Consider the following 25,822-nt stretch of genomic DNA (forward strand, 5'->3'; position numbering starts at 1 on the left):
CGGCCGCTCCGCGCCCCGCGCCCGCCCCGCCCCGCCCCCCGCGGCCGCGGTCGACGCGCTGACCCCCCGCGAGCTGGAAGTGCTGCGCCTGATCGCCGCCGGCCTGTCCAACCCGGAGATCGCCGCCTCGCTGGTGATCGGCGCCGAAACCGTCAAAACCTACGTCTCCCGCATCCTGATGAAGCTCGACCTCCGCGACCGCGTCCAGGCCGTCGTGTTCGCCTACCGCATCGGCCTCGTCCAGCCCGGCGACTGACCGCCGCACTTCATCCGCCGGGCAACGACCTTCTGACGTCGATGCTTGACGGAGCCGCCGTGAGTTCGAGTGCGATGACCGCGGCCGACGTGCGGACAGTCGTCGAAGTCCTCCGGCGCTTCGCCCGCTCCCGCTGCCAGATCGACCAGTCCTCCTCGACCAACTTCCGAGTGAGGCCGGCCGGGAAACTCAGGCCGGCCGCGGAAGCCGCGAGGAGCCCGCCGCAATCCTCTGAAGAAAGCCCCGCAGCAGGTCAAACGCCCGCTCCGGCGCCTGCCGGAATACCCCGTGCCCCACCCCGTCCAAAATCTCCACCCGCACCGCCGCGCCGGTCAGCGAATCGGCCAACCGCTGCGCGCCGGCCGCCGGCGAGATCGGATCGTCATGGCCGGCAAGAACCAACGTCGGACACGCGATGGACGCGGCGAACGGGGCCACGTCCACCGGACCGCAGCCACCCCGCCGGAAATGGCCCTGCACTTCCTCGTTGATCAGTGCGCGAGCACGGCGCAACCGCATGTCTCCGCCGTCCGCGCCGCCGTACAGCGGCAGCGCGTGCTCCCGCCAGGCCGACGCGGCCTCCGCACCGGTATCGCCACCCAGAAACCGGGCCGCCGCCTCCCGCGCGACCGCCCCGCCGCGCCGCTCGAACACCTCCAGGCTCTCGGCCAGACTCGTCGGCGCACCCAGCGTGCTGTCCAGCACCAGCCCGGCCACCAACTCCGGGAACCGCGCCGCGCAGACCATCCCGACAAGCCCACCGCTGGAAGTGCCCACCAGGACCACACGCCGCAGGCCGACCATCGCGCAGAACTCCGCCACGTCCTCCGCCCACCGCTGCCAGGTCCACGCGGCCGGATCCCCCCGATCCGACCGCCCCGAACCACGTTGGTCCAGGTAGACCACCTGCGCGACGGCGCTCATCGCCGCGAATTCTGGCTTGAACAGACTATGGTCACCACCCGGCCCGCCATGCAACAGCACCAGCGTCGGCCGCTCCACCATCGCCTCACCCGCAGCGACCAGCCCGGCCCCGTCCACATCGAAGTACAGCCCGACGCCGTCCACCATCACCCGCACCCGCCCATCCTCTCCGACCCCGGAGGCTGCTGGATCGGTCATGGCTCCGGGAAGAAGTTCTCGTCTACCTGCTTGAGCGTGTACGTGGCCTCCGTAACCACGCCGCACCCGTGTTCGATCATCAGCCGGGCCAACTCCGGGCCGTCGATCAAGATGACGCGCGCGTTCACGCGTTCCGCGTAGTCGCGCGCTTCCGCGCTGAACCGGCTGGTGGTGATGAAAATGCCCCGGCTGGCCTGTGCGCCGTGAAGGGCCCCTACGAAGGCCTGAATCTCCGGCCGGCCCACATGCCGGTCGGCGTACCGCTTGGCCTGTAGGTACACGATGTCAAGGCCGAGCACGTCGAGTCGGATCAGACCGTCCAGGCCGGCGTCTCCAGATCCACCGAGGTGCTCGGTCGATCGCTCCAGTCCTCCGTACCCCATGCTGACCAGCAGCTCCAGCACTAGCCGTTCGAGGAACTCCGGAGGCTGTTTAACGATACGGGACAGCAGGTCGGCCGCTACCGCGGAATGGGCGGTATGAATGACTTCTTCGATGGCCGTGCCGGGCTCATTCAGGACCCCCGGGGGGATCTGCTGGTTCGTCGTTCCGGCGAAATCGTCCTGCGGGGACCGCGTCCGGCTACGGAACTCCACGTATTCCGGGAATCCCATGAGAACGGCCATATCGACCCGGTCCGGACAATCATGTAGGGCGATGCGCCCTCGCTCGGTGAGTTCGGTAACCCCTCGGCTGGAACGCTCCAGCAGGCCGGCCTGAGCAAGGTGGGTGACCGCCCAAGCCACGCGGTTGTCGTAGCGGGCAGCGCGACCACTCGGCAACATGATTTTTCGGTCCGGGTCGGGGACACCGACCGCAACCGCCACTCGGTCACGAACATCGGAAGCCCGCAGAGGCCGGCCGCCGGCATGGGCCTCGAGCACCGGACGCATCAGTGACTGGAAATCTGGGATCACGCCGAACACCCTAGTGGCGTCCGGACATCCCGCGAGCGCGTTGGCAGGTCCGCGAAGGTCATGACGTTCGCGCTGCTCAACGTGGCAATGATGCCGCGGCGTGGGCGTACTTGATCCGGGCACGGCTTGCCAGTCGGCTGCGGTGACGGCGAGCAGATCGGCAGCCTCTCGGATGTAACGCCAGGCCGCCGTGACACCGATCTGCATCCGGGCCAGGCGGGTCCGGGTGTCGTCGTTGCGCAGGTGGACGACGGGTCAAGACTGGTAGCGGTTGAGGGCTTCCCGCGCGCCCGCGGTCAGGTCGGCGATTACCGAGGCGGCGGTCTTCACCGCGTCGACCAGGCCTACGCCCTGGCCGGACAGCAGGGGCATCTCGTCGAAGTCGCCGGTTGTGGCGCCGCGCATCGGCACCAGGTTGGTGAAGCGCCGCAACTCCACCCGCTCGCCGCCGAGCACCGTTTCGCCGATCACCGGGCGTTCGCCGTCGGTGGGTGAGGACGCCACGACGCCGTTGCGCAGGACCCGCATCGGGTTGAAGTCGGGGGTTTCCGGGCCGAACAGGGACGTGCGTACGGTGTCGGTGGCCGACGCGGCGACCAGCCGCGCCTTGTATTCGTCGTGGGCCGCCGACTCGTCGGTGGCGACCAGGCGGGTGCCGATCCAGGCTCCGTCGGCGCCCAGCATCAGCGCGGCGGCCAGGCCGCGGCCGTCCGCGATGCCGCCGGCCGCCAGGACCAGGGCCGGTGCGACCGCGTCGACCACGAGCGGCACCAGCGCGAACGTCGGCAGCGTCGCGTAGTTGTGCCCGCCCGCCTCCAAGCCTTGCGCCACCACCACGTCGATGCCGTCGTCGGCCGCCCGCTTGGCCGCGTCGACCGAGCCGACCTGTTCGAAGACGTGGATGCCGGCCGCGTGCAGCTGGTCGATCCACGCGCGCGACGGGTGTCCCCAGTGGAAGGACACCGCCGGCACCGCGAGACTGCAGACCGCGTCGATCTGGTCCTGCGTGGTGAAGACGGTGATGAAGTTGACGTGGAAGGGGCCGGTGGTGCCGGCCCGAATGCCGGCGATGACCTGCGTGATCACGGGCGCCGGCAGCAGGCCGACGCCGAGCGAGCCCATCGCACCGGCGTTGCTCACCGCCACGGCCAGGTCGGGGGTCATGCCGACGAAGGCCATGCCGGCCTGGGCGATCGGCGAGGTGAGACCGTACGCCGTGGTGAAGCGCGTGTGGAGTTCCATACCGAAGACTGTTCCGGGTTCTGCCCACGGGACCTGTCCGGCGCGCGACAATGCGGGTGTGGACTCGACGATGCGTACGCTCCTGGATGGACTTTTCGAACAAGGCGCGACCCACGACGCCGCCGAGCCGGACCGGCTCCGCCGGCGGAGGAACCTGGAGCCGGAGACCGCCGCGCTGCTCACGATGGTGCTGCGCATCGCGGTCGCGAAGCGGATCGTCGAGATCGGCACGTCCAACGGCTACTCGACGATCTGGCTGGCCGACGCGGCGCGCGACACCGGCGGCCACGTGACCAGCGTTGATGTCGAGGTGTGGCCGGGCGTCGGCGACAACCTGGCCCGCGCCGGGGTCGAGGTGGAGCTGGTGATCGCCGACGGCGGGGACTATCTGGGCAGGCTGCCGGACGGGAGCGTCGACCTGCTGTTCCTGGACGCGGAGCGGGTCGAATACGAGGGCTGGTGGCCGCACCCCACGCGCGTCCTCCGGAGCGGGGGAGTGCTGGCCATGGACAACGTGCTGTCGCACCCGGGCGAGGTGGCGCCGGTGCTGGCCCTGCTCGACGCCGACCCCGAGTTCACCGGCGAGACCGTGGCCGTCGGCAAGGGCCTCTACCTGGCGGTCAAGCGCGCTCTTTGAGGAACGACACCGCCTCGGTCAGGGCCAGGTCGGTCAGCACCGGGTCGTGGCGGGCGCCGATGTCGCGCATGAACGCGTGCTCCCCGCCCCGGTAGATGTGCAGTTCGAGGTCGTCGAGGCCGGCGTCGTACAGGGCCCGGATCGTCGTGGCCCGGGCCGGGGCGGGCACGTGCGGGTCACGCGAGCCGAAGATGACCATCAGCCGGCCGCGTACGGAAGAAGCTCCGGCCAAGGTGGCCGGATCGTCCGCACCCAGCGCTCCGTCATGAAGCCCGGTCGGATAGAAGCAGACCGTGGCCTCGACCCGCGGGTCGAAGGCGGCCCGGAAGGCCAGGTGGCCGCCCAGGCAGAAGCCGACCGCCTGGATCCGGGTGACGTCGGCGCGCTGGGCAAGGTAGTCGAGGGCGATCTGCCGGTCGGCGTCGAACTGGGCCGTGGTCGTGGCGGCGGCGGCGTCGAGGCCGGCCTGCTTGCCGGCGTCGTCGAACTCCAGGACGACGCCGTCGAGCCGCCGCGGATAGATTTCGGGCACGCAGACCAGGAAACCGGCCGAGGCCAGCCGGCGGGCGGTACGCAGCGTCGACTCGGTCAGCTGGAAGATGTCGGTGTAGAACAGCACGCCGGGCCACTGGCCGTCACCGGCCGGCCGGATGACGATCGAACGGATCTGCCCGGCCAGCCGGACCTCTTCCTCGGTCACCTTCATGATTCGTGACCTTATCGCCACGCGCCCGGGGCGCGGCCGGGGACGGTGCGAAAGGCCCGGTGGAGCTGGGTTCGCTGGTGAAGCCGCAGGCGGGAGCGCTCCCCGCGGACGGGCCGATGCGAATCTTCCGGACCTCGCCGGCCGGGTGGTAGGCGAGGCCCAAATGCTCCTTCACCCGCGCGCCGGGAACGTCCGGTTGATCGTCTCGCGCTGTACTCCGGGAAGACGCGCGGGGCGGTTAGGTAGGCGGGCATCGCGGTCACGGGGATTCAGCCGCTCGCCCCGACCACAAAGACGCCTTCTCATGCCGCGAAGATCGCCCGGCCGGTGCCGCGATTCACGGCTCGATGGTCGTCCAGGTCTCGTATTTGCCGGTGCGGGCGTCGCCGGAGGACTCGCCCCGCAGGCGCCGGCCGATCCACGGCAGGACGTGCTCCCGGTAGTAGCGGGCCTCGGCCACGATGCCGCCCCGCCCGCCCGGCCCGGCCTCGATGATGTGGGCCTCGGTCTCGTGGCCCAGGGCGGTCAGCACGCGACTCGCCACCCGCCGGTGGCCGTTCGAGTTGAGGTGCAGGCGGTCCGCCGACCAGTAGCCCGGCTTACGGATCTCCAGGTCGTGGAACATGTCGACGAAAACGATGTCGTAGCGGACGGCGAACTCGGCCACCGCCACGGTCAGCATCTCGGCCCGCTTCCGGATCATCCCCCCGAACGGCAGCCCACCCGACGGGTCGGCCCCGCTCAGCAGCAGCACCCGCACGCCGGCGTCGAGGCAGCGCCGGATCGCCTTCTCGGTCATGGCGATCAGCGGGGTCATGTCGGAACCGGGCCGCATCATGTCGTTGCCGCCGCCGTTCAACGACAGCAGGGTCGGCGGCGGGTCCAGCGCGAGCGCCGCGTCCAGCTGCCCGGTCACGATCGGCTCCAGGAGGCGGCCCCGGATGGCCAGGTTCGCGTACGAGATGGGTTTGCCCTCCCCGGCCGCGAGGCCGGCGGCGACGAGATCGGCCCAGCCCCGCTCGGTGCCGTCGGGAAGGGTGTCGCCGAGGCCCTCGGTGAAGCTGTCGCCGATGGCTACGTAGCGCGTCACCCATGACCTCCCAAGAGCCACCACCGAAGATCATCGGTGGTCCGGCCCGAGGCTATCGCAATCGCTCCTTTCCCGTACGCGCCGCCGCCCGCCGCAGTGCCGACCGCGAAGTCTCTGACGTATCCCCCAGCACCAGCACCAGCACGGCCCCGGGTCGAGAAGCGTGCTGCCCGTGGCGGCGCCGGTAACGCCGATATCACTCGGGAAGTAGCCACTGAGCCGCTCAAGGCTCAACCCCACCCCGCGCGAGCATTGCCACTCTCGCTGACCATGGCTTGGAACAGTGCTGAGGTCAGCCCACTGCCATCAACACATTCTCCGCCGACGCCCACCGCGATGACGAACCTTTGATCGGCGTCCTCAACCGCGCGATGGCCAGACCGCCTAGAAGTGGTTTTCGTCGCAATGTCTGGTTGCCGATAGAGACTCCTTAACGGCAGGTCCTGCCAATTCGTCGAACCGAATGTTTCCCGATTTTATCGAAGCTTTCCGAATACGCGGCGCTGTTCATTCGGCAATCGTTGTGGTCCAAACCGCGATCCATCTCGCCGCGCCGACCGCGGGTGGCCGTGATCGATCCGGGCCGCAGGGTGCTCCGGGACGCAGGGTGCTTCAGGTCGCAGGGTGCTCCGTGGCGGGCGGTGCTCTGAGGCGGGTGGCGCCCTTTAGTCGGTCGGCGCCGATCGGATCGCCCGGCGGAGCTGGCATGGCCGAAAGGGAAGACGTGCCTGACCTGATCGGCGGGGGTCGGCCTGATCGGGGGAGCGACCTGGTCCGAAGCATTGCCCAGTCTGCCGGTCGGCGTCGGCGGACCCTGCTGCCCTGACCGGCCGGCCCGGGTCCTGCCCTGTCTGCACGCTCGAAGCGTTCGACCCGATCGACCGGGTCGGTCTGACCAGCAGACACGGCCTGACCAGCGGACATGTTCCCGTCTGCAGATCCGGCCTGACCGGCACCTGCGGTCTGATCGGCGGAGGCGGCCTGACGAGCGGGCATGCTCTGGTCGGCAGATCCGGCCTGATTGGCACCTGCGGCCTGACCGGGACCTTCGGCCTGACCGGGACCTTCGGCCTGACCGGGACCTTCGGCCTGACCGGCGCAGGCGACCTGATCGACTGCGGCGACCTGATCGACAGATGCGGCCTGACCGGCGCAGGCGGCCTGATGGACTGCGGCGGCCTGACTGGCACCTGCGGCTTGATCGGCGGAGGCGGCCTGGTCAGCGCGGGTGGCCGGACCGGCGGATGCGGTCTGGTCGGCAGATGCGGTCTCGTCAGCGGGTGTGGTGGTTCCTGTAGGAGCGGTCTCATCGGCGAGATCGACCTCGCCATCACTGCCGCAGGCGAGCACTCGACCGCACGAAACGTCCCCGCTCGAAGCCGGAACCGGCACCCGCTCGACTTCGGCCGGCTCGGCGACCGCCGGCGACCGCGACGGCGCCGAAGCCGTACAGCCGCTGGTGTGGTCGGCCGGCGCGACGACGTCACCGTGCAGACGCAGGTTCATTGCTCGGCGGCCGTGACGCTGCCGCAAACCCCATTCACGGTGCCGCTCATGCTCGCGGCGAAACTGCTCGGCCTCGGGCGAATAATTGCGCGACGCAGTCCGGTCTCGCCAAAGCGCTACTTGCGACCGGGGAAAGAACTCGAGCTGCGGCATAAGCTATTTTCCCGCACCCGGACGGGGAATGTCAGCCCCACCGGCGTGTCGATCGTGCCAAAACCAGTGTCGCCAAATAATCATGTCGATATACTGCGGCCGGAAATGCGGAGGCGCGGGGCCGGGTGCTCAGTCCCGATGATTGGCGGCCCTGGCCAGGGCGCCGTGCGCCACCAACGCCATCCTTGAAACGCGCGCCGCCGTCGCAACCGCGGGTGGCGCCCGGACCCGGCATCAACGATGGGCGTGACCAGACGGATCGCAGCGGCATCCGGGCCGCCGCCGTGCCGATCAGGTCAAGACCACCTGGGCGCCGACCGCGGGCGGGGAACCGGCGAACGGCGACACCCGCGGCCGTCGCCGCGCGGCCAGGTCCTCGACCCAGCCGAGGGCCAGCACCGCCACCGCGAGCATGGCCAGGGCCAGCCCGAAGTCGGCCGCGTCCTCCCACGCCTGGCCGGGGATCCGCCACAGCTTCAGCGGGTCGAACAGCGCCACCGCGAGTGTGATCGCCACGTTGTGCCACAGGTAGATCGTGACCGCCCGGTTGTTCACCATCGAGACGAAGCCCGGTGCGAATGCCGGCCGGGGCGACCAGCGGAGTAGTGCCAGCACGAAACCGATCGAGTAGACCGCGTACGCCAGGGGGCGCCCGGTCAGATCGATGCCGGCGCCGTCTCGGTGGGTGATCGCCCAGCCGAGCGAGCCGGCGACGCAGGCGCCGGCGAGGCCGAGCACGACGGGTGTGCGCAGGCGGGCCAGGTCACCTTCGCGGTGGGCCATGCCGAGGATCCAGCAGGTTCCGTAGGCGAGCACGTTCTGCAGTGTCGTGCCGGCCATCGGGTGGGCGACCAGCAGGGCCAGGCCGGCCAGCGGCAGCAGCAGCGTCGCCAGCCGGGCGCGCCGGTAGAGCGCCAGCAGGACCGGCGAGAGCAGCACCAGCCAGAGGTAGGTCACCAGGTACCAGAGCACGCCGGCGGCCGCATATCCGAAGTCGCTGGCCGGGGGAGTGTCGAGCGGCACCACCCAGAGCAGCAGGTGCGGCCACGACGGCCGGTCCGGCCACCCTCGGTGAATCATCAGCGGCACCAGGATCACGCCCATCACCCACAGTGCGGGGAGCAGGCGGCGGATGCGGTTCCGCACGGCCTGGCCGGCGTTCCGGTCGAGCGACTTGACCATGAGGGAGCCGCCGAGCGCGAACATCACGCCCATCGACGGGAAGATCAGTTCGAGCCAGGCGTACGGGAAGGCGTGATAGGCCACCACCCGCACGATGGCGACAGCACGGAGCGTGTCGAAATAACGGTCGCGCCGACCCGTCATCGCCGTTCACCTGCTCCTTCGTGAAATGGACTAGACACGAAGAGTAGTGATCAGATGGCGTCAACGGCTCGCCGGAACGGTCAGGAGATCTCGCCCTCCAGCACCTGCGCGCCGACGCGGACGTTCTCGTGCAGCTCGCCGACCAGCGCCTGGATCTGCCCGACCAGCTCGACGACCTCGCGGGCGGCCGCCGCGGTCGGCATCGGCCAGCTGCCCGGCGCGCCGTCCGCCCGGTCGAGCACCACCGCGTTGCGCCGCCCGGCGGTCAGTTGCACAGCGTCCAGGTCGGCGTAGACCAGTTTCTCTCCGGTCACATGGTGCACAGCACGCTGCGTGAACAACACGGGCGTCGGCTTCCGCAGCTTGGGCGACGACAACACGAGCAGGAACGCCTCGTCGTCGGCGATCCGGAACGAGCGGCGGAGTTCCTCCGCCGCCGACTCACCCAGGGCGGGATAGGCCAGGTCGAGACGGGCCGAGCTGATCGCGTACGCGTGGAGCAGCTCCGCCACCGCGCACGCCACCGCGTCACCGACCGCGGCCTCGCCCAGCCACAGCCGCCCGCGTACGGCCAGCGCCGCCACGTCGTGCTCGTCGAGCGCCGACAGCCAGCCGGCCAGCTTGAACACGTCGGACGAGTCGGGGTGCCGCACCCGGAACGCCTCGACCAGCGCCCGCAGATGGGCCCGCTCGCCCCGCTGCCGCAGCTCCTCGACCAGCTCGGCGACCCGAAGTACCGGCCCACGGGCGACCACGTCGAGCAGTTCGTGCGCGGCCGCCGCCGAATCGGGCCGCGTCACCGCCGCCGCCACGGTGACGATGTCGGCGACCGGGCGGGCCGCGATCGCGTCTCTCAGCGCCGCCCGGCGCCGGCCCTCGTCGGCGCCGCTCACATAGGCGACGGTCTCGGCGATCGCCCGCCGGGGAAGCCCGGTCAGCAGGGCTGCGACCCGTGTCGCCGCGTCGGCCGGCGCCGGGAAGCCGTCGAGCACCGGCCGCAGCACCGACGGCAACTCCTCGGACGTCGCGACCGCGATCAGCCGCCGCACCACCTCGGCCCGCTTGCCCGCCACCGCGGCGACCGCGAGCGCTTTGACCCGGCCCTTCAGCAGGTCGTCGGCGAGCGGGACCGCGTCCGCCTCGATCAGGCCGGCCGCCACCTCGACGACGGCGCCGTCCGGCCGGCGCAGCACCTCGGCCCGGAACTGCCGCCACCGGCCGTCGCCGCTCCCGGCTCCCGCTCGCGCGCCGTTCGGCGCCCGTTCCCCTCCGGCGGCCTCCCGCCGGGGACCGGCCGAGGCCCGCGGCGGCTCAGCCGGCACCGACTCCGGCCCCGGTGGGCCGGACGGCACTTCCGGAACGGTCAGGGCCCGGGCCAGCGCACCCACCCGGTCGGGCGTCTGCTCGGCCACCGCCGCGAACACCCGCCGCGCCGCCGGGCCCCCGGCCGCGGTCAGCCGCTCGAGGTCGGGAATCGACCGCACCTGCGCCGCGTACGCCAGCAGATTGAGTGCGTCGACCGGCCGGCCCTGCTCGTTCAGGCTCTCGGTCAGCCGCAGGATGTCGTCGACCGGCCGGTCCGCCACCGCCGCGAGCGACAACCGCAGCGCGATCCCCGCCCGCTCCCGGTCCCGCAGCAGCCGGGTCACCTGATCGAGCGCCGGCCGCTCCAGGCCGCCCGACAACGCGGCCACCGCGTCGGCCACCGCATCTTCGAGGCGGGCGGCCTCGAATTCCGACAGGAGTGCGGCCAGGTGCTCCGGTGGCGCCTTCACGCGTACGGCCACCGCCTGCCTCGCCACGCTCCGGCCCACGTGGGCGGGCAGTGCGGCCACGATGCGCGCGACCGCGGCCGGGTCACGCCGGACGACCGCGTCGGCCGCCTTCGCGTACAGCCGGTAGGCCCGCTCGTCGCGGCCGCCGTCGCGCAGCGCGTCGGCCACCACCGCCAGGTCGGCCGCCGCCAGGATGCGCTCGGCCTCGCCCAGCGCCAGCTCGGCCGCCGCCTCCCGCCGGTCGATCAGCAGCGCGTCGAGCAGGTCGACCACCCGGCCGGGCCGCTGCCGGGCCGCCGCGACCGCCGCCCGCAGCAGCGCCGGAACCGGGTCGCCGGCGGCCAGCGCGGTCGTGCCGTCGAGCACCGCCACGAACCGGGCGGTGCGCTCGGGCAGGCCGACCGCGACCACCTTGAGCAGGCCGATCGCCAGGGCGCGCTGATCGAGTTCGACCAGGATCTCGTAGATGCGGCGCAGGTCGTGCGGGTCGCGTCCGGCTGCCGCGAACGCCACCGAGGCGACGTCGGCCGGGCGCCGCAACCCGGCCAGGGCGGTCATGATCGCGGCGACCTCCTGGTCGGGCCGCAGCCGGCCGCACGCGGCCAGGGCCGCCGCGGCCTTCTCCGGGCCACCTTGCGCCCGGAGGCTGCTCACGCTTTCCGCGAGTACGGCCGGGGTCATGCGCAGGTAGGGCAGTTCGTCGACGTCTTCGGCCCGGCGGCTGGGCATGGCCGGCCGCGACCCGTTGCGGCCCAACGTGATCAGCCGGCCGTGGCCCCGCTGCCTCGGCTCGGCGCGCTGCTTGGCCCGCAACTGGTGGCGCACCCGCAGGAACAGCGTGTCGGTGTCGATCGTCTCCGGCCCGTCGGGGATGCCGCGGGCGAGAACCGTCAGCAGCTCCCCGGTGAGGGCCGAGTGGTGCGGGGCGGGAGCCAGTTCGTTGCCCGGGCCCGCGGCCAGCACCCAGCCGTCGGGGACGTCCACCTCGGGGGGCGGCCCCGGATAAGTGCAATCGAGGATCACGGCCTTCTTGTGGGCGGCCGCGACCTCCCGGCGTACATCGGAAAAACGCACGGACCGGAAGAGACGCTCGGTGTCGGAGCCGGGCAGGGTCAAAAGGAGGTCGTCGCCGGTGAGCGCGTGCCCGGCGTAGTAGACCAGCAGCGTGTCGGTCGCCGCCCGGGCCGCCCGGTGTACCGCCTCGAGCATGACGTCGGAGTTCGGCGGGTCGAGCACGACCGTGAGATGCGCGGCCGGCAGCCCCCAGCCGCGGGGGTCGCGCAGCAGGACGGCGAGGCTTTCGAGGTTGCGCGCGACGGCCGGCAGCGGCTCGAGATGGCGATAGTTCGCGGTGCCGATCAGCACCGCACGCGAGTGATCAGGGTCAGGTAACGGCATCGCTGAGGCCGTCCGTCACGCGCATAGCCACAATGTAACCAAATCGCGCGCCCGGGCGGGGGACCCGGGCATCGCCCGTGCTCGATCGGCACAGTCGCCCGTTTAGTCTCAGCGTCATGAACGTGCTGGCGTGGCTGATGGAGGGCACCTGGCCGGCGGTCGTCGACGCGGCCGCCCCGTACGACGACGTGACGTTCCTGCACGTCATCGACCCGGGGCCGGCCGGCAGCGCCCACGGCGCGTACGCCGGACTGCTCGGCCGGGGCACCCGCCGGCAGGCCGATCCGGGCGCCGAGATCGACGCGGCCCTGACCGCCGCCTCGTCCCGCGTGCTGGCCGCCGCGGCATCCCGCCGGGCCGGTCCGTCCCGAAACATCACCCGCCGGGGCCGGCTCGAACGGGAAGTCGTCACGGCCTGCCAGGACTACGACCTGCTGGTCGTCGCCCGCGACGGCGACCTCCACCGGCCCGGACCGCACAGCCTGGCCCCACCGACCCGCTTCGTGGTCGACCACGCCCCGTGCGGCGTCCTGCTGGTCTGGCCCTATGACACAGCCGCGCGATGATCCTCAACCGGTCCACCTTCGCCGGGGTGGTCGTCGCCCTGGTCGGGCACGGGTTCGCGGTCGCCCTCCTCCTGGGCATGCTGATCTTCCTGGGCGGCGGCGGCCCGGACGCCGACCTCGACGCGGGCGAGAGGAGCGCGGCGTTCTTCTTCGGCCTGGTCGCCTACGGCGTCCTTCAGCTCGTCGTGCTGGGTGGCTGCGTCGTGGCGTCAAGACGGCTGGGGCCGGGCTCGACGGCGGGTCTGACGGTCGGGTGGATGCTGGGCCTGGCCGTCAGTTTGTATTACCTGGGCGGCGGCTTCAGCGCGTGACAGCTGGTGTCGCCTTGGCGGGCCACTTCCGCCAGGGTGACGGTCACGGCGAGTTCCCTCGACCCGGTCGTTTCGACATGCCACCGGCCGGGGCCGGTCCGCCCCTCCGATCCGTCCCGCTGCCATGTCGGCGGTCTGGTGCAATTTGGTCAATCGGCGCCAGCAGACCGTGGCGGAGGCGACGTTGTCGTGGACGTCGAGGCGGCTCTGTCCGACGACGTAGCGCAGTTTGCCCACGCCTTGTCTGGGAGCAGCTGGTCGTCGCCCGGACGGGCAGCCGCTGGCCACGGCCGGCGAGTTGGGCCCTGGACATCTTCCCGACGCCGCGCCGCTGCCGGCCGGCTCCGGGCGCGGCGGCCGGCACCGGTTCAACCGCGGCGGTGACCGCGCCTTGCCCACCTTTCCTTGCCCGGTTGGCCTTTTTGGTCGGAACGCTCGAGGATCACCGCTTTAACGTTGCGGAGCGCAGCCCGGCCCGGTTTGCCTTGCTGGAGTAGGCCGTGTCAGCAGTCAGCGAGGCCGGGCGTTTGCGGGGACGGCGACCTGGTCCAGCAGCCCCGGCAGCTGCCGGATGCCTGACCCACGGTGACCCGCGTGGCAAGCGCTCGTCCTCGGCCGTCGCAAACAACGTGAACCTTCGGGGTCAGTCCCCCGCGGGAGCGACCCCGACCCTGACGTGCCTGCGAGTCTTTGCTGCTGAGCCCCCTCTACGCGCTGCGGCGGCGCGCTGGTGAGCACGCACGATCCGTCGAGTCGGCCTGCGTGTCCCCGTCGATGTCGTCCTCAGCCGCGGCCAGCGCGATGACCGCACGCCGGATCCTCGCCCAGGCGCCGTCCTCGGCCCATTTCCGGCACCGTTCGGAAGCGGTCTGGTCACGCCCCCTACCGGGTTGGCATGTCGGCCCCACGGGCCGCCGGTGCGTTTCACCCAGATGATCCCCTTGACGACCCGCCGATGACCGCGCCACCGGCCACCGCGTCTTCCCTGCACAGGCAGCAACGGTTCCAAGATTGCCCACTCACGGTCCGAAACGCGCCACATGATCCGCCAGTTGCGGCCTAGCGGTAGCGGACCACCGAGCCGGCCAGGTGGTCGTGGAGGGTGCGGTGGCCGGGGCTGAAGGTCATCGCGGCGTCGGCCAGCAGGTAGACCGTGGCGGTGGCCAGGCCGAGGACGCTGCCCAGGAGGGCGCCGACGACCAGTTCGCGCAGAGCCATCCGGCCCCAGCCGAGGGGTTCGCCGGTGGTGGCGTCGGCGACGGTGTGGCCCAGCAGCCGCTTCGCCGGGGTCTGGCCGGTCCGCCAGGTGACCAGGGACCAGATCAGCCAGCCGGCGCCGAGCGTGACCACGGCGAGGGCCAGGTCGAGCAGGAGGGCGGAGAAGCGGGCGCCCGGTGCCACGAGCGGCATCCCGGGGTCGTCGACCGGAAAGAGGTGTCCGGCGAGATAGTCGGTGGGGGCGTGCGGAGACACCGGGACCGGGTGGAACCGCGGTCCGCTGAAGTCGGTCAAGGTGCTCCCCATTCGTTTCACCGGCTCGCGGCGTCCGAGGAGTCGACCATGCGGGGTGGCGGTGGGTGGACCGCCGTCCGGTTCGGACCCGGCCATCCGTTCGGCCGCCGGCTGCCCCGGGTGCCGGGTTTCAGGCGGCGGCGCGGGTGAGGATCTCGGCGGCGAGGTCGGTCGGGGTGCGGTCGTCGGTGTCGACGGTGAAGTCGCCGACGCCGGTGCGTTCCAGCTCGGCGGCGTCGCGGGCTGCTTCGGCGGCGATCCGGTCGAGGGCCGCCGGCGGGGCTCCGGACAGGCGGTCACCGGCCATGCCGGAGGCCGGGGACTCGTCGCGGCCCCGGGCGCGGACCCGGTCGGCCAGGGTGGCCGGGGTCGCGCGGAGGCGGCAGATGGTGATCCGGGCGGCCGGGAGCGCGGCCCGGTAGACCGCGACGGCCTCGGCGGTCACCGGGCCGACGGCCACCAGGTGGCGGGCGCCTTCACCGGCGTACGTCTGCCAGAGTGACGCCATGTTGGCGGCCTTGAGCCGATGGTTGCCGGCCGTGGCCGGGCGGCGGAAGCCGACCTGGCCGAGGTCGAGGAAGGCGGTGCGCTCCAGGGCCTGGCGGAGTTGCTGGTAAACCCACCAGCCGACCGTCGACTTGCCGACCGCCGCCGGGCCGCTGACCAGGATGATGTCGCCGGGCAGGCCGCAGGTCGCGAGGGTGCCGCCGGGCGTCGCCGGGCCGGGCCACGGGCCGATCATCGAACGGATGCGGTCGACGACCGTGGGCGCGTCGAGGCCGGTGGTGTCGAGGCAGGGGCCGGGCAGGCGGTCGAGGGCGTCAGCGTAGTCGACGATCTCGGCGAGTTCGTCGGTCGGGCGGCCGCGGCGGGCGATGCGTTGCCGCAGGTCGCCGGGGTCGGCGCGGAGGCGGAGGGCGGTCAGGCCGACCCGGGGCATGGGGGCGGCCGCGGGGCCGAGCGTCGGGTCGGCGACGCCGGCCACCACCAGGCAACCCGCGCCCGCGGCGCGAAAATTCGCCGCGACGGCGTCAAGGTTGCGGGCTTTCATGCGGTGGCGTCCGGGATCGTACGCGGGTTCGGGCGCCGAATCCTCGGGAGTGGGCGGCCCGTAACACATGCCGATCTGGTCGATGTCGACGAAACCGACCGGCCCCGGCAGCTCGCCGAACAGCCGCCACGCGGCCGTGGTCTTGCCGACCGCGGCCGTCCCATAGAGCCAGAGCGTCGGCAGCGGCGTCACCACGGCCACGAGTATCGCGGCCGAAAATGCCTCGGCGCCACCGCTTTTCCGTGGCACGATGGCCGCTGTGCCGCAGCCCGTGAGCAGAGCGTTCCACCCGGTCGACGGCCTGTCCGCGGCCGCGATCCGGCAGATCGGGAGCGCGGGCCTGAGCTGTTTCGAGGTCGGCCGGGCACTCGCCGCGTGGCGGCGCACTGTTCACGGTCCGGCCCGCCGCCTGATCGGCGACGGCTGCCCGTGCTGCGACCCGGCCGAACAGCGGGACATCCTGGCCGCCGCCTTGTCGGCGGTAAGAGGCCGGGAGTTGGCCGCGCTGGTGAAGCCGCTCGACGACATCTACGAACGGCGCACCCTGCCCGACCCGCACGCCCCGGCCGACCGGCCGTGGTGGCGTCGCCGTTGCTGACGGCCTCCTCCGGGGCTTACGGGTCGGGTTCGGTCGATGCCGTTCGACCTGCCGGGAGCGCGTGACAAGGTCGCGCTCGCGCGGGATCTGAGCGACATGACAGCTTGACCGGCCGGCGAATCGCCGTGCGGAGCCGGGGCCGCGGCGCTGTGATGTCGCCGATGCGGCTGGCTCACCGCCGAAACTGCGGACTGCGCGAAGCGCGGCTCGCCCGGAGACGGCTCTCCAGGGCCGGCTCGCGGCGCAGCACGCGGATCGGCAGCCGCGTACGCCGACCGACCCGCATGCCCCGCCGGAGATGAATCGACGTCTCTGACGTTTTCCAAACCGGAGTTGGTCTGCCGCCGGCGTCGCCTTGTGGGGCCGGCAGATTTCGTCGAGAGGCATCTCGCTGGTCGGGCCGGGCGGCCGGCTCCGGGCTGAGCGTGGGCGGCGGGCCGGCAGGCCGGACTTACTCATAGCGCTCAGCCGCCACCTGCTGGCCTGTCCAGACGCGCCGCCGGTTGAGCGGCGCATCCCCCCGGTTCGTGTTGCGGGCCGGACGGCATCGGGCCGGGGTGAATCGTTGCGGCGTCGGGTGGGGTCACGCATGGCGGTGACTTCCGCTGCGGCGGGCGGACCCGATTCGTCGGCGGGAAGCGGCGGGAAGCGGCGGGAAGCGGCCGGGAGCGGATGGACAGCCGGGCCGGGCGCTGAGACATTGGTATCCATCGAAGTGTGCCGCGACGGGGAGGTACCGATGGCGTACAGGTTGGGGCTTGTGCTGGGCGGTGCCGTCCTGGCCGTGGCGGGGCTGGTCGTCGGCGGGACGGGCGCGTCCGGGGCGACCAGCGTGGCGCCGTCGGCGCCTCCGCTGACGTGTCCGCCGATTTTGCCGATCAGCGGTGCGGCGAGTGCGGTGACTTCCGACAGTGTGACGATCAGTTATTCGATTTTTCTCGGGCCGCCCTGTGGCTACGACCCGCCCATCACCGTCACGCTTTTCGCCAGTCATGACGACGCCCAGCAGCAGGTCGACCCGGTGGGTCAGGCCGTCTCGGGGCCTGAACGCTCCGGCCAGATGACCATCGGCGGCCTCGCGCCCGACACCGTGTACTGGTTCCGGTTCTCGGCCGGCGCGCATGCCGATCCGTACGTGTTCGGGTCCGTGCGCACGGCGCCGGTGCCGGTCTGTGCGGCGACGGTGCACGTCGACAGCGCGTGGGACGGCGGCTTCGTGGCCACGGTCGCCGTGCGCAACGTGGGGAGCGAAGCGCTCGGCTCGTGGCACGTGTCGTGGCGGTGGCCGGGTGACGAGCGGATCGGGGCGGTCTGGAACGCCGTGAAGGAGGGGGACGCCGAGGTCGGCAACGCGTCCTACAACGGGAGTCTGGCGCCCGGCGGCTCGGCGACGTTCGGCATGCTCGTCGCGTCCGGCGGACCGCCGGGGGAGATGGCTCTCAGCTGCGGCCGCTGAAGTGGCCGACGATCGCGGTGGCCGCGGCGACCACGGCCGCCCGGTGGGCTTTGCGTCGGGTCGAGGGGTCGGTGCCGCCGGCCGTTTTCAGGCCGGGGGCGACTGTGAGCCAGGCCGTGCTGAGGGCGATGACGATCTCGAGCACGTCGACCGCGGTGTCGTCGTCGGGCAGGTCCAGCGCGGCCTTCAGTGCGAGGGCCTTCGACAGGTGGGATTCGACCTCGCCGTCTGTGACGTCGTCGCGTTCGAGGGAGCGCCACCGGGTCAGCCGCATCAGGTCGGGGGCTGAGGTCAGGGCGTCGAACAGCGCGCCCGCGTAGCCGGGCAGGTCGTCGGGGGAGAAGGGCGCCGAGTCGGCGAGGACGCTCAGCCGGTCGGCCATCACCGCGTCGAACAGGTCGTCCTTGGAGCCGAAGTAGGCGTAGATGGCCTGTTTGTTGGCCTGGGCGACCGCCGCTATGCGGTCGACCCGCGCGCCGGCCAGGCCCCGCTCGGAGAATTCGCGGTAGGCCGCGTCGAGCAGGCGGGCCCGGGTGGCGGCGGAATCGTACGGCATGCGGGAAAGATACCAAACCAAACGGGTGGTTGACATGCGTGCTAGCTTCTAAACCATCCAGTTGGTTTCGAACGAGGATCACGAGGCGCACACCATGGAACTCACCGATTTCCGCACCCTCGCCCGCACCGGGCTCCGGGTCAGCCCTCTGGCGCTGGGCACGATGACCTTCGGCGACCCCGGTTGGGGCGCCGACGAGGAGACCTCGATCGAGATCCTGAGGCGCTACCTGGACGCCGGCGGCAACTTCATCGACACCGCCAACGCGTACATGGGCGGGCGTTCCGAAGAGGTGATCGGTCGCTATCTGGGCAAGGACCGGGACCGGGTCGTGCTGGCGAGCAAGTTCGCGCTCAGCCTGGACCCGGCCGACCCCAACAACGGTGGCACCGGCCGCAAGGCGATCTACCGGCACGTCGACGACTCGCTGCGCCGGCTCGGCACCGACTACCTCGACCTCTACTGGCAGCACAACTGGGACCGGCACACCCCGCTCGAGGAGACGATGTCCACACTGGACGACCTGGTACGGGCCGGGAAGGTGCGCTACATCGGGTTGTCCGACACCCCGGCCTGGGCGGTCGCCCGGATGGCCACCCTGGCCGAGTGGCGGGGCTGGTCCGCGATCGCCGCGATCCAGGTCGAATACTCGCTGCTCGAGCGGACGGCCGAGGGCGAGCTGTTCGGCGTCGCCCGCGAACTCGGCCTCGGCGTGCTGCCGTGGAGCCCGCTGGCCAACGGGGTGCTGAGCGGCAAGTACACCCGGGACAACCCGGTGCCCGCCGACTCGGGGCGCGGCCTGTTCGTGGCGCGGCACCTCAACGAGCGCACCTGGGCCGTGGTCGACGCCCTGCAGCGGATCGACAAGGAGAACCCGGCCTCGGTCGCCCTCGCCTGGGTGCGCCAGCAGAGCCCCGTCACCTCGACGGTGCTCGGTGCCCGTACGGTCAAGCAGCTCGACGCCAATCTGGCGTCCCTGCAAGTCGAGCTCGGCGCCGACCAGCTGTCCGAACTGGACGCGCTGACCACGCCCGACCTCAACTTCCCGCACGCCTTCCTGCGCGATTTCGGATTCCCGTCCCAGCAGGGGACGACCAGCATCAACGGGGTGCGGGTCAGCTAGAAGCCACCCAGGACGGGTTGTTCGCGACGAACTGGTCGACCGTGTCGGTCCGGGCCGACTTCAGCAGCTGCATCGTCGTCGGGCTGAGGACCTCGACGCTGCCGATGCCGGACACCGACCTGCTGTTGAACTTGCCGTCGTTGGTCTTGATCGTGACGAGGCTGTCGGGGTTGATGCCCTTCATCGCGAACGCCCAGTCCTCCAGCGAGATGCCGCCGTCGTCGACCGTCATCGCCTTGCCGATCGCCGAGATCAGGCTGGGCAGCTTGGTCGGCGAGTCGAAGCCGGCCTTCACCGCCTGTCCGAGGATCGCCTTGAGTAGCTGCTGCTGGTGCCGCTGGCGGCCGTAGTCGGAGTCGCCGAGCGAGAGGAAGTCACGCTGCCGGGCGTAGTCGAGCGCCTCGGTCGGCGTGAAGCAGTGGTTGCCCTTCTTGTAGACGTTCGGCGTCACGCCCGGCACGTGCCGCGGGTGCAGGCCGGCGGCGTCGGTCTTGTACGGCACCGCCTGCTTGCCGTCCGCGGTGTGGCCGACGTGGATCGAGGTGACGTTCTCGTCGACGTACATGCAGACCTTGCCGAGGATCTGCAGCACCTTGGTGAAGCCGCTGAAGTCGATGATCGCGCCGGCGTCGGGCGTGATGCCGGTGAGGTTCTTGATGGTTTTGGCGAGCAGTTCGAACCCGTGTGACTCGGCCGCCGCTCCGTCGAGGCCGCGGGAGCCGAAGGCGAAGGCCGAGTTGATTTTGTCCTTGCCGCCCGGGTACGACTGCACGCCGTTGTTGTAGGCCGGAATGCTCACGTAGCTGTCGCGGGGCAGTGAGATCAGGTACGCCCGGGACTTGTCGGCCGGGATGTGCAGGATGATGATCGAGTCGGACCGGCTCGGCTCGTGCGACGTCGACCACGACGGCCGGGTGTCCAGGCCGACGAGCAAAATGTTCTTGGCGCCCTTGATGTCGGCGTGCTGCCGTTCGGTGGTGCCCTTGACCGTGCCGAGCAGGTTTTCCCGGTCGACGCTCTTGGTCGCCGAGCTCGCCAGCACCTTGATGCCCACCACCGATCCGCCCCCGGCGATCAGCAGGAGCGCGCCGAACAGAACCGTGAGCCGCGCCCACAGCGGCGACCGGCGTTTGGTGCCTGTGCTCTTCGGCAACGTCGTTCCTTTCCCACCAGGGCCCCTGTTGTCAAGACGCGTCAAGATCGCTTGATCGTTTCGCGGAGTGACGTACGTCGCTTCGAGGGGCCGGGAACGCCCGGGGTTGTCCCGTTCCTACCGTCGGCCGAGGACGGCGAAGACTTTGGGCGAGGGATTCCCGATCTCGGGCGAACCTAAGCACGGACGTATGAGAATTTGCTGAAGAGTCAAGTGACCCCGCCCGGCGACCGATCAAACCGGCCATGCGCACCTGGAAACATCCCGCCCACCTCGGCCTGGCCGTGCTCTACGTGCTCACGCTGGCCTTCTGGGCGACCGATCCGGTCTCCCGGGCCGGCGCGGCCGAGACCGGCCGGGTCGTGTTCGGGCTGATCGGGTTCGTCGCGGCGGTCCGGGCGGCCCGCGACTCGGACTCCGGAAAGCGGTCGTGGCGCGCGATCTCGGTTGCCTTCGCGGTGCTCGCGGTCAGCCCGCCGGTGCTGCTGGTGCTGCACGCGCACGGGTTCACCGCCGGGGACGACGTGACCCATGTGGCGTTCGTGGTCGCGCTTCTGGTGGCGCTCCAACTGTTCCCGCTCGGCACGACCGACCGCCGGGACCGGGCGAAGACCGCCCTCGACGCGGTGATCGTGCTGGTCGGCGGGACGATGGTGCTCTGGTACACGGCCATCGGCCCGTACGTCGAACGGCATGGCCTGTCGGTGACCGTGCTGGTGACCGCCGCGCTGTACCCCCTCGGGGATCTTGCTCTTCTGTTCAGTGTCGCCCGGGTGCTGCTGCGCGGCGCCGGCGCGTCGGCCCAGCGCTCGCTGCGCCCACTGGTGGCCGGCGTGCTGGTGCTGTTCGCCGGCGATGCCGTGCACGGCTACCTCAGCGGGCACAACCACGTCACGCTGCACTCGCCCTACCAGTTCGTCTGCTGGGTCACCGCCGACGCGCTGCTCGCCGCGGCCGCGATCGAGCAGGCCCTCTCCGGCACCACGCCGGCCGGTCCGCGCCAGAGCCGGCGCGCGGCCCGCTACCTCCCGTTCGTGGCGATCGCGGTGGCGCACGCGCTGGTGCTGGCCGCGGCGGCCCAGGAGGGCTCGTTCTATCCGTGGGGCGGCCTGGCCATCGGCAGCGCGGTGCTGACCACCGTGGTGCTGTGGCGGCAGATCCTGGTCCAGCGCGAAAGCGACGAACGGTCGGTCACCGACGGCCTGACCGGCCTGGCCAACCGGGCCCGCTTCCGGGAGACCTCGCACCGGGCGCTCGCCCGCGGCGCCCGCACCGGACGGTACAGCGCGGTGCTGGTCATCGACATGAACGGCTTCAAGCAGGTCAACGACACCCTCGGCCACAAGCTGGGCGATCTGGTGCTGGTCGAGTTCGCCCGGGTGCTGCGGCTCTCGGTCGGCTCGCCGGGCCTGCCGGCCCGTCTCGGCGGCGACGAATTCGCGGTGGCGCTGCCCGACCTCGGCTCACCCGAGCAGGCGTACGAGGTCGCCGGGCGGCTGGCGGCCTCGATGGCACCGGTGATCGTCGACGGCCGGCTCGTCATGATGGCGGCCAGCATCGGGGTGGCCGTCTCGGGGCCCGGCGAACTGACCCACGACGCGCTCGTCCACCGGGCCGATCTGGCGATGTACAAGGCGAAACAGTTCGCGCCGGAAACCCGCTGGACGGCCTGGCGGGAGGCGTACGAGAAGGAGGCCGGAGTGGCACTGGCCGCCTGACGCCTCAGGCGGCCTTTTTGGCGGCTTTCTTCGCGGTCTTTTTGGCGGGCGTCTTCTTTTTCGCGGCCGTCTTCTTCGGCGGCTGCTTCTTCGCCGCCGCCGGCGGGGAGCCACGCCGCTTGGCCGCCTCGTCGACGCTGCGCCGCAGCACTTCGAGCAGGTCGCTGACCCCGGTCGGCTCGGGCGCCGGGTCGGCCACCGTGACCGCCTTGCCCTTCTTCTTGGCCTTGATCAGCTTCTGCACCCGCTCGGTGTAGGTGTCGTGGAAGTCCGCCGGCTTCCACGATCCCGACATCGAGTCGATCAGCTGGTGGGCCATCGCCAGCTCGGCCTTCCGGGCCGTCCCGCGCCTGGGCAGCGAGTCGAGCTCCTCCTTGGGGTCGCGTACCTCGTCGGCGAAGTACATCGTCTGCAGCACCAGCACGTCGTCCTCGGCCCGGATCGCGGTCAGGTATTCCTTGCCGCGCATCACCAGCGTCCCGATCGCCGCCCGGTTCTCACCCGCCATCGCGTCCCGCAGCAGGCCGTAGACCTTGGCCGTGTCGTCCGAGCCCGGGCCGAGGTAGTAGGTGCGGTGGTAATAGATCGGGTCGATCTCGGCCAGGTCGACGAAGCGGCTGATCTCCAGACTGCGTGAGCGGCCGGGCGCCACCGAGTCGAGCTCGTCGGCGTCGAGCATCACGTAGTTGCCGCCGCCCACGTCGGCGCCCTTGACGATGTCGTCGAAATCGACCTCGCGGCCGGTACGCTCGTTGACCCGCTTGTAGCGGATGCGGTCGGTGGTGTCCTTCTGGAACTGGTGGAAGGACACCTCGTGCTCGCTGGTGGCGGTATACATCGCCACGGGGACCGAGACGAGCCCGAAGGTGATCGCACCGGTCCAGATCGGTCGCGCCATTCCCCGCCAGTACCCGGCACCGGCCCCGGTTACGCGGAAGTGAGTCGCTCCGGTTTGCCTCAGTCGTCGACGTCAAATGCCGATCCCGAATCCGTGCGACGCGGAAGCTGGCAGGTACGCGATCTTCGCGTTCGCCGCCTGGCATCCGTCGGTCGTGACGCTCGGTCGCTCCGGCGACATCAAGGCGCCACGGCTCACCCCCCTTCAGCTGACCACATTGACCGCGGCCACGATGATCGCCCCGGCCATCCTGGCCCTCCAGGTGGCCCACCACCGGGTCACCAACGGCGTCGCCATCGTGATCGGTTCGGTCGCCCTGTTCCTGCTCGTCGTCACCCGGATGGCCCAGCTGGTGCGGCAGGTCGAGCGGCAGGCCGGCCGGCCGGCTGCGGGCGCTGGCCCGCTCGGACGCGCTGACCGGCCTGCCCAAGCGGCGGGCGTGGTTGGCGGCGAGGAGTTCATCCTGCTGCTCCCGTCGGCCGGCGCGGACCTGGCGGCCGAGGTCCTGGCCCGGCTCCGGGCCGCCACGCCGGCCGGGCAGAGGTTCTCGGCCGGGGTGGCGGTCTGGGACGGCACCGAATCCGGCGACGAACTCATCGGGCGGGCCGACCGCGCCCTCTACGCGGCCAAGGCCAACGGCCGCGACCGGACGGAGACCGCTCGGGCTGGTGCGGCCGAACCTCGGCTGTCTCCCGAACGCGTTCGAGACTGATCCCGTCCCGCTGCGCCGCTCGATCAGCGGCCCGGGCGCCGAGACCCCGGGGCGTACGTGATCAAGCGCGGTTTGCCGCCCGGGGCGAGCGGGCACGCCTTCGTGGTTGCCCCGCTCCTGGGAGGTAGAGGCGATGTCGGACATCGGCGAGGAGCCGGTCGCGCAGCCGGTCGAGGCGGACGGGGATCCGCAGACGCCGGGGACCAGCGCTCCGAGCGTCACCGAGGCGATCCCGCCCCGGTGCCCCACGCGGACCCGGCTCTACCGGGCCGGCCACGTGCTCGACGAGGGGTTCCCGGCCGAGGAGCTGAGCGAACGGCTCGCCGCCGACCCGGGGGCGGTGGCCTGGCTCGACCTCTACGATCCCTCGCCGGACGACCTGCGGATCGTGGTCAACGAGTTCGGGCTGCATCCGCTCGCGGTCGAGGACGCGGTGAGCCAGCGGCAGCGGGCCAAGGTCGACCGCTACCGCAGCCACCTGTTCGCCAACATGTACGCGGTCTCGTTCGGCGACCGGCTGGTGGTCAGCGAGATCAGCATGTTCGTGACCGGGCGGGCGCTGATAACCGTGCGGAAGCAGGACTTCGACATCGACGCGCTGATCGCCCGGTGGGATCTCAACACCGATCTGGTCAGCGCGGAGAACCAGATCAGCCTGTTGGTCTACGGGCTGCTCGACGCGGTCGTGGACGGGCACTACGAGGCGGTCGAGCAGCTGGACGACGCGATCGACGACCTGCAGACCCACCTTTTCACCTCGCACGCCGGGACCGACCTGCGGCGGCAGGCGTACGACCTGGGCGCCGGCATCGCCTCCCTGCGGCGGCTCGTCGCGCCGATGCCGGACGTGGTCAGCCGGCTGCTGCGGGCCGACGCGCACCTGGTCGACGCGATCCTCACGCCGTACTACCACGACGTGCACGACCACGCGCTGCGCGCGGCGGAGACGCTGGACGCCGCCCGGGACCGGGTCGACCGGATCGCCGACACGCAGCTCAACGAGCAGAGTGCCGAGCTCAACGAGATCACCAAGCGGCTCGCCGCCTGGGCCGCGATCATCGCGGTGCCGACCGCGGTGACCGGGTTCTACGGCCAGAACGTGCCCTATCCGGGCTTCGGTCACCACGGTGGCTTCCTGGTCAGCTGCGTGGTGATGGTCGTCCTGGCCGGAGCCCTCGCCTTCTATCTGCGCCGGCGCGGCTGGCTCTAGGAGTCCAGCGTGCGCCGCAGCTTGGCCAGCGCCTTGGTGAGCAGCCGCGACACGTGCATCTGCGAGATGCCGATCTGCTCGGCGATCTCGGTCTGGGTCAGGTTGCCGTGGAAGCGCATGGCCAGGATGCGCTGCTCGCGCTCGTCGAGGGCGGCGATCGCCGGGCCGAGCGAGATCCGCAGCTCGGCCAGTTCGAAGCCGTGGTCCTCGTCGCCCAGCGTGTCGGCGAGCGAGGTCGCGCCGTCGTCGGTCAGCGGCGCCGAGAGACTGGCCGTGTTGTAGGCCCGAGCGCCCTCCAGGCCCTCCAGCACCTCTTCCTCGGTGATCTCGAGGTGGGTGGCGATGTCGGCGACCGTCGGGGCGCGGCCCAGGCTGTGGGTCAGCGTGTTGTTGGCCGCGGTGATCTCGAGGCGCAGCTCCTGGAGCCGGCGCGGCACGCGGATGGCCCACGTGCGGTCGCGGAAGTGGCGCTTGACCTCGCCGACGATGGTCGGGATCGCGAACGCGGCGAAGTCGACGCCCCGGTCGGCCTGGTAGCGGTCGACCGCCTTGATCAGGCCGACCACCGCGACCTGGAACAGGTCGTCGGCCGGCTCGCCCCGGCCGCCGTAGCGGCGGGCCAGGTGCTGGGCGAGCGGCAGCCAGCCCTCGATCGCCCGGTCGCGGAGAACGGGCCGGGCCGGGTCGGTGGGGTCGGCGGTGGCGAACGCCGTGATCAGCTCGGTCGCCTGATCGGCGGTACGGGGCTCGGATACGGCGATGACCGGCATCGGGGGGCCTCCTCGGACGGCTGAATGCTTGCAGTGTGTAAACCATAGCCGCTTGGCCGA

The 25,822-nt window shown here is 71.3% G+C and carries 24 protein-coding genes and 1 pseudogene; 10 read left to right on the forward strand and 15 right to left on the reverse strand.

All coding sequences use genetic code 11. From position 1 onward, the window contains the following. On the forward strand, nt 1-256 hold a 256-nt coding region (locus tag AB0M88_RS39360), incomplete at its 5' end, for a helix-turn-helix transcriptional regulator (protein WP_364110945.1). Nucleotides 257-445: 189 nt separating this feature from the next. Here the strand turns inward: AB0M88_RS39360 and AB0M88_RS39365 are convergent. The 4 genes and pseudogenes from AB0M88_RS39365 to AB0M88_RS39380 form a co-directional block, all read right to left on the reverse strand. After that, nucleotides 446-1,327, reverse strand: coding sequence for an alpha/beta hydrolase (locus tag AB0M88_RS39365; RefSeq protein WP_364110977.1), 882 nt, complete (start codon nt 1,325-1,327; stop codon nt 446-448). A 47-nt stretch (nt 1,328-1,374) separates the two neighbouring features. Further along, entirely contained in the window at nt 1,375-2,271 is an 897-nt protein-coding gene (locus AB0M88_RS39370; protein WP_364110978.1) for a restriction endonuclease, read from the reverse strand. Between the two features lie 171 nt (nt 2,272-2,442). Beyond that, nucleotides 2,443-2,547: pseudogene (locus AB0M88_RS39375) on the reverse strand (IS5/IS1182 family transposase); the annotation flags it as partial. A gap of 3 nt (nt 2,548-2,550) precedes the next feature. Further along, nucleotides 2,551-3,537 carry a nitronate monooxygenase gene (locus tag AB0M88_RS39380; protein ID WP_364110946.1) on the reverse strand — a complete coding sequence of 329 codons (987 nt, stop codon included), beginning with the start codon at nt 3,535-3,537 and terminating at the stop codon, nt 2,551-2,553. Between the two features lie 58 nt (nt 3,538-3,595). On the opposite strand from AB0M88_RS39380, the gene AB0M88_RS39385 reads away from it, so the two are divergent. Continuing rightward, entirely contained in the window at nt 3,596-4,174 is a 579-nt protein-coding gene (locus tag AB0M88_RS39385) for a class I SAM-dependent methyltransferase (protein WP_364110947.1), read from the forward strand. On the opposite strand, the gene AB0M88_RS39390 is transcribed toward AB0M88_RS39385, so the two are convergent. The 4 genes from AB0M88_RS39390 to AB0M88_RS39405 form a co-directional block, all read right to left on the reverse strand. Beyond that, entirely contained in the window at nt 4,158-4,880 is a 723-nt protein-coding gene (locus tag AB0M88_RS39390; RefSeq protein WP_364110948.1) for a dienelactone hydrolase family protein, read from the reverse strand. The two genes, AB0M88_RS39385 and AB0M88_RS39390, sit on opposite strands and share 17 nt — an antisense overlap. A gap of 337 nt (nt 4,881-5,217) precedes the next feature. Continuing rightward, on the reverse strand, nt 5,218-5,970 hold the full coding sequence (locus AB0M88_RS39395) for an SGNH/GDSL hydrolase family protein (RefSeq protein WP_364110949.1): 753 nt from the start codon (nt 5,968-5,970) through the stop codon (nt 5,218-5,220). 1,950 nt (nt 5,971-7,920) lie between these two features. Further along, nucleotides 7,921-8,955: an acyltransferase gene (locus tag AB0M88_RS39400; RefSeq protein ID WP_364110950.1), complete on the reverse strand. Its 1,035-nt coding sequence runs from the start codon at nt 8,953-8,955 to the stop codon at nt 7,921-7,923. Between the two features lie 80 nt (nt 8,956-9,035). Then, on the reverse strand, nt 9,036-12,128 hold the full coding sequence (locus AB0M88_RS39405) for a hypothetical protein (protein WP_364110951.1): 3,093 nt from the start codon (nt 12,126-12,128) through the stop codon (nt 9,036-9,038). 116 nt (nt 12,129-12,244) lie between these two features. Between AB0M88_RS39405 and AB0M88_RS39410 the strand changes: the two genes are divergently transcribed. Both AB0M88_RS39410 and AB0M88_RS39415 read left to right on the forward strand, forming a co-directional pair. After that, nucleotides 12,245-12,694: a universal stress protein gene (locus AB0M88_RS39410; protein ID WP_364110952.1), complete on the forward strand. Its 450-nt coding sequence runs from the start codon at nt 12,245-12,247 to the stop codon at nt 12,692-12,694. Next, nucleotides 12,691-13,005 (forward strand): hypothetical protein, encoded by a 315-nt coding sequence (locus tag AB0M88_RS39415; protein ID WP_364110953.1) that lies wholly within the window; start codon nt 12,691-12,693, stop codon nt 13,003-13,005. The genes AB0M88_RS39410 and AB0M88_RS39415 overlap by 4 nt, the downstream gene beginning before the upstream one ends. Before the next feature lie 643 nt (nt 13,006-13,648). On the opposite strand, the gene AB0M88_RS39420 is transcribed toward AB0M88_RS39415, so the two are convergent. The 3 genes from AB0M88_RS39420 to AB0M88_RS39430 form a co-directional block, all read right to left on the reverse strand. After that, a complete protein-coding gene (locus AB0M88_RS39420) occupies nt 13,649-14,047 on the reverse strand; it encodes a transposase (RefSeq protein WP_364110954.1) in 399 nt (132 codons plus the stop codon). A gap of 17 nt (nt 14,048-14,064) precedes the next feature. Continuing rightward, the gene (locus AB0M88_RS39425) at nt 14,065-14,529 is read right to left on the reverse strand and encodes an RDD family protein (protein WP_364110955.1); all 465 of its coding nucleotides are present in this window, start codon (nt 14,527-14,529) and stop codon (nt 14,065-14,067) included. A gap of 118 nt (nt 14,530-14,647) precedes the next feature. Then, entirely contained in the window at nt 14,648-15,763 is a 1,116-nt protein-coding gene (locus AB0M88_RS39430; protein ID WP_364110956.1) for a hypothetical protein, read from the reverse strand. Between the two features lie 64 nt (nt 15,764-15,827). Here AB0M88_RS39430 and AB0M88_RS39435 point away from each other — a divergent pair, with 64 nt between their 5' ends. Together AB0M88_RS39435 and AB0M88_RS39440 are read left to right on the forward strand one after the other, a co-directional pair. Continuing rightward, complete coding sequence (locus AB0M88_RS39435) at nt 15,828-16,166, forward strand: hypothetical protein (RefSeq protein ID WP_364110957.1); 339 nt, start codon at nt 15,828-15,830, stop codon at nt 16,164-16,166. Nucleotides 16,167-16,905: 739 nt separating this feature from the next. Further along, nucleotides 16,906-17,622: a cellulose binding domain-containing protein gene (locus AB0M88_RS39440; protein ID WP_364110958.1), complete on the forward strand. Its 717-nt coding sequence runs from the start codon at nt 16,906-16,908 to the stop codon at nt 17,620-17,622. Here AB0M88_RS39440 and AB0M88_RS39445 read toward each other — a convergent pair. Beyond that, complete coding sequence (locus tag AB0M88_RS39445; RefSeq protein WP_364110959.1) at nt 17,606-18,178, reverse strand: TetR family transcriptional regulator; 573 nt, start codon at nt 18,176-18,178, stop codon at nt 17,606-17,608. The genes AB0M88_RS39440 and AB0M88_RS39445 overlap by 17 nt on opposite strands. Before the next feature lie 94 nt (nt 18,179-18,272). Between AB0M88_RS39445 and AB0M88_RS39450 the strand changes: the two genes are divergently transcribed. Beyond that, a complete protein-coding gene (locus tag AB0M88_RS39450) occupies nt 18,273-19,301 on the forward strand; it encodes an aldo/keto reductase (RefSeq protein WP_364110960.1) in 1,029 nt (342 codons plus the stop codon). On the opposite strand, the gene AB0M88_RS39455 is transcribed toward AB0M88_RS39450, so the two are convergent. Continuing rightward, nucleotides 19,294-20,454 carry an LCP family protein gene (locus AB0M88_RS39455; RefSeq protein WP_364110961.1) on the reverse strand — a complete coding sequence of 387 codons (1,161 nt, stop codon included), beginning with the start codon at nt 20,452-20,454 and terminating at the stop codon, nt 19,294-19,296. The genes AB0M88_RS39450 and AB0M88_RS39455 overlap by 8 nt on opposite strands. A 245-nt stretch (nt 20,455-20,699) precedes the next feature. On the opposite strand from AB0M88_RS39455, the gene AB0M88_RS39460 reads away from it, so the two are divergent. Continuing rightward, the gene (locus AB0M88_RS39460; protein ID WP_364110962.1) at nt 20,700-22,172 is read left to right on the forward strand and encodes a GGDEF domain-containing protein; all 1,473 of its coding nucleotides are present in this window, start codon (nt 20,700-20,702) and stop codon (nt 22,170-22,172) included. 4 nt (nt 22,173-22,176) lie between these two features. Here the strand turns inward: AB0M88_RS39460 and AB0M88_RS39465 are convergent, their stop codons facing one another. Further along, entirely contained in the window at nt 22,177-23,070 is an 894-nt protein-coding gene (locus AB0M88_RS39465; protein ID WP_364110963.1) for a Ku protein, read from the reverse strand. Between the two features lie 76 nt (nt 23,071-23,146). On the opposite strand from AB0M88_RS39465, the gene AB0M88_RS39470 reads away from it, so the two are divergent. Continuing rightward, a complete protein-coding gene (locus AB0M88_RS39470) occupies nt 23,147-23,782 on the forward strand; it encodes a diguanylate cyclase (RefSeq protein ID WP_364110964.1) in 636 nt (211 codons plus the stop codon). Between the two features lie 133 nt (nt 23,783-23,915). Next, the gene (locus AB0M88_RS39475; RefSeq protein ID WP_364110965.1) at nt 23,916-24,992 is read left to right on the forward strand and encodes a magnesium transporter CorA family protein; all 1,077 of its coding nucleotides are present in this window, start codon (nt 23,916-23,918) and stop codon (nt 24,990-24,992) included. Here the strand turns inward: AB0M88_RS39475 and AB0M88_RS39480 are convergent. Continuing rightward, a complete protein-coding gene (locus AB0M88_RS39480) occupies nt 24,989-25,762 on the reverse strand; it encodes a SigB/SigF/SigG family RNA polymerase sigma factor (RefSeq protein WP_364110966.1) in 774 nt (257 codons plus the stop codon). The two genes, AB0M88_RS39475 and AB0M88_RS39480, sit on opposite strands and share 4 nt — an antisense overlap. Nucleotides 25,763-25,822: the final 60 nt, after the last annotated feature.

It is taken from the genome of Actinoplanes sp. NPDC051411 (genome assembly GCF_040682075.1).
GTDB lineage: Bacteria > Actinomycetota > Actinomycetes > Mycobacteriales > Micromonosporaceae > Actinoplanes.